The following is a 2,982-nucleotide window of genomic DNA, read 5'->3' on the forward strand; positions in this document are numbered from 1 at the left end:
ATGTTGCCCAAGGGACTTGCATGGAGGCCTTTAAAAACGGGGTGATACATAATACCTGTGATGATAATTCGTTATCTCAGGAGTTTCAGTTACTGCCTTCTACTAATGGTAATGTGCTTATAAGAAGTAGTGCCTTGCAGACGTGTATAAGAGCAGACTATTTAAGCAGAACTATACTGTCACCGTTTGCTTTTACAATCACCCTTGAAAAATGTCCTGGTGCAAAAGAAGAAACGCAAGAAATGTTATGGGCAATAAGCCCACCTGTCAGGGCGGCGAAACCAAATCTGATTAAGCCAGAATTAAGACCATTCACACCATTGCCAGTTCTGCCACATGACAAACCAGACGGAGTGGAGGGGGTATGAAAAAATTATTATTCCTGTTAATGATTTTGCCGGGTATTTCTTTTGCAGATTTAAGCGATTTTAAAGTTGCAACCTGGAATTTGCAGGGGTCAAATGCATCGACAGAAAATAAATGGAACACACATGTTCGACAACTTGTCACGGGAAGTGGTGCTGTTGATATCCTGATGGTTCAGGAGGCTGGATCAGTACCATCTTCTGCAACGTTGACTGATCGTGAATTTAGCACTCCTGGTATTCCGATGAATGAGTATATCTGGAATACAGGAACAAATAGTCGCCCACAAGAGCTATTTATATATTTCTCTCGTGTTGATGTATTCGCTAACAGGGTAAATCTTGCGATTGTCTCAAACAGAAGAGCTGATGAGGTGATTGTATTACCGCCACCAACGGTTGTATCACGACCTATTATCGGAATAAGAATTGGTAATGATGTTTTTTTCTCGACTCATGCATTGGCAAACCGGGGCGTGGATTCTGGAGCAATTGTTAACAGTGTTTTTGAATTTTTCAACAGACAAACGGATCCTATAAGACAGGCAGCTAACTGGATGATTGCAGGAGATTTTAACCGTTCACCTGCTACGTTATTTTCAACACTTGAGCCGGGAATCCGTAATCACGTAAATATTATTGCACCACCAGATCCGACGCAGGCCAGTGGTGGGGTGCTTGATTATGCTGTAGTTGGAAACTCAGTGAGTTTTGTGCTTCCCCTGTTGAGGGCCTCCTTGTTATTTGGTTTGTTAAGAGGGCAAGTTGCCTCTGATCACTTTCCGGTTGGCTTCATTCCCGGAAGAGGAGTTAGAAGATGAGAACAATTATTATGATTTTGGTTTTATTGCTGACGGGATGTACTTCTGATGCGGTAAATCAACGAGGGCTTCTCACTCAGTCTGTTGGCAACAATGCTCCTGCAGATCCTGAACCCAGGCCGATGTTGGTGAATATCAGAAACGTTTTAACTGGGGGGATAATCAGAAACCCTGTGGGTAGTGACTTTAATATGAATAATTGGGTTATATCTGAAGTAAAGACCAGTGATCTGGATTCGATATCTGCACCAGGTGGACATATTCAGATTAAAAACCCGGATGGCAATGAATGTCTTGCCATTTTTAATGGGCAATTAGCCGTAGCCATAAAGTGTACGGAAAGTAATCGCAATGCATTATTTACATTTATCACAAGTGAGACTGGAGCTGTACAAATCAAATCAATAGGAAGCGGTCAGTGCCTGGGAAATGGAGAGAGCATTACAGATTTTAGATTTAAAAAATGTGTTGATGATCTGGGGCGTCCTTTTGATACGGTGCCGCCGGGATTACTCTGGATGCTGAATCCACCGTTATCTCCGGCAATAATGTCTCCATTGACGAGCTAATCTGGAATTCTTAATAAAACCGCGGCACGTCGTATGCAAGAACGTGCCGCGGCTGGCTGGTGAGCTTTCGATAGTGCGAGTATTGAATGATTTCCTACCGTTACAGATTTTACGTGCTAATTAGTGAACAAACCACTCGTCAGCAGATTCCTGGGTATCTTTCAGAGTTTCGTTGGGCCTATCAATGGGCCTAAAAGGTTCGGATTTAATTAGTTCTCTTCGGACTTCGCGGGAAAAATTGAGGGCGCAAAAAAGCCCGCAGGGCTTGCGCCGTGCGGGCTTTCAGGACTTCATCGGATGACTCTGGTAATCACCGATGGAGAATTTTGGGCTGGCAGAGTTTGAATAAATATTGTATCGCTTTGATTTTTAGCGATTTTGTTTAATTCAGTTTTTGTGCGTATACCTAATCGTATACCAATGGCTGTAAGTTAATGTGAAATGAAAGCGCATTTTTACTTGGATTGATGCTATATCGCACAGGAAAAAAATTTTTTTTCGAAAGAACTGTTCACACTGTTCACTCTTTTATTTTCTCCTTTTATTTCAGAGTGATAGGTGGTGAATAATGGGTGAAGGGTGAACATTCGATTCTTCACCTCCGGCATTCTGCCGGTGTGACTCATACCGGTGATTAATCCCCCGTACTGAAATCACACAGGGAGAAAAAAGTTTTTTTTGATTTGATTGTTCACACTGTTCACCTTTCGTTTTTCTCTTTTAATTTCAGTGTGATAACGGGTGAATATACGGTGAAGGGTGAACACTGGATTGTTCACCTTCGGGGGATTCAGGGATAAAAAAAGACCGGCAGATGCCGGTCAGGTGGGTCAGGCTGTTGCTGGGTCGTCACATTTTGGCAGCCAGTCGCCGTAGCTTTCCTCTTTCAGCGTCAGGTTGGTCTGTATCCCCTGTTTGGTATGGCGCTTCTCGTAATTCAGCCCGTATTCCTTCAGCATCACCGGCAGCCCCAGTCCGAACATTTTCAGACTGAGTACATTCCGGTAGCCGTTTGCCTCCATGTAGGCCAGATAGGCGTGATAGAGGTATTTACGGTAATTGCGCGGGATGATACTGGCGTTCCCCATATACATGCCGCTGGTCTGCGGCAGGGTTTCCAGATAGCCGATAAAATCAAACGTCGGGTCGGCATCCCGTTTGATGTGTAACCGGCTCATTTAAACCGTCTGGTCTGTTTCCTCCGGCTCTACAAAAATAATGTCCATC

Annotated in this window: 3 protein-coding genes and 2 pseudogenes; 4 read left to right on the plus strand and 1 reads right to left on the minus strand. The window is 43.8% G+C overall.

Annotated features, from left to right (window positions below; translation table 11 throughout):
- The 4 genes and pseudogenes from cdtA to A7090_RS26900 all read left to right on the plus strand — a co-directional run.
- Positions 1-368: pseudogene (cdtA, locus tag A7090_RS24715) on the plus strand (cytolethal distending toxin type I subunit CdtA); the annotation flags it as partial.
- A complete protein-coding gene (gene cdtB / locus A7090_RS24720; protein ID WP_105275841.1) occupies positions 365-1,186 on the plus strand; it encodes a cytolethal distending toxin type I nuclease subunit CdtB in 822 nt (273 codons plus the stop codon). The pseudogene cdtA and the gene cdtB, both read left to right, overlap by 4 nt.
- Positions 1,183-1,755 (plus strand): toxin, encoded by a 573-nt coding sequence (locus tag A7090_RS24725; protein ID WP_105275842.1) that lies wholly within the window; start codon positions 1,183-1,185, stop codon positions 1,753-1,755. Before cdtB ends, A7090_RS24725 begins: the two co-directional genes overlap by 4 nt.
- Positions 1,756-1,768: 13 nt before the next feature.
- Complete coding sequence (locus A7090_RS26900; protein ID WP_446718739.1) at positions 1,769-1,879, plus strand: capsid protein; 111 nt, start codon at positions 1,769-1,771, stop codon at positions 1,877-1,879.
- 706 nt (positions 1,880-2,585) lie between these two features.
- On the opposite strand, the pseudogene A7090_RS24745 reads toward A7090_RS26900, so the two are convergent.
- Positions 2,586-2,924: pseudogene (locus A7090_RS24745) on the minus strand (winged helix-turn-helix domain-containing protein); the annotation flags it as partial.
- Positions 2,925-2,982: the final 58 nt, after the last annotated feature.

The sequence above is a fragment of the Escherichia sp. MOD1-EC7003 genome (genome assembly GCF_002965065.1).
GTDB lineage: Bacteria > Pseudomonadota > Gammaproteobacteria > Enterobacterales > Enterobacteriaceae > Escherichia.

What these genes read in the sequence shown, in the direction of transcription:
- cdtB (WP_105275841.1), top strand. Translation starts at nt 365, where the DNA reads ATGAAAAAATTATTATTCCTGTTAATGATTTTGCCGGGTATTTCTTTT.
- A7090_RS24725 (WP_105275842.1), top strand. Translation starts at nt 1,183, where the DNA reads ATGAGAACAATTATTATGATTTTGGTTTTATTGCTGACGGGATGTACT.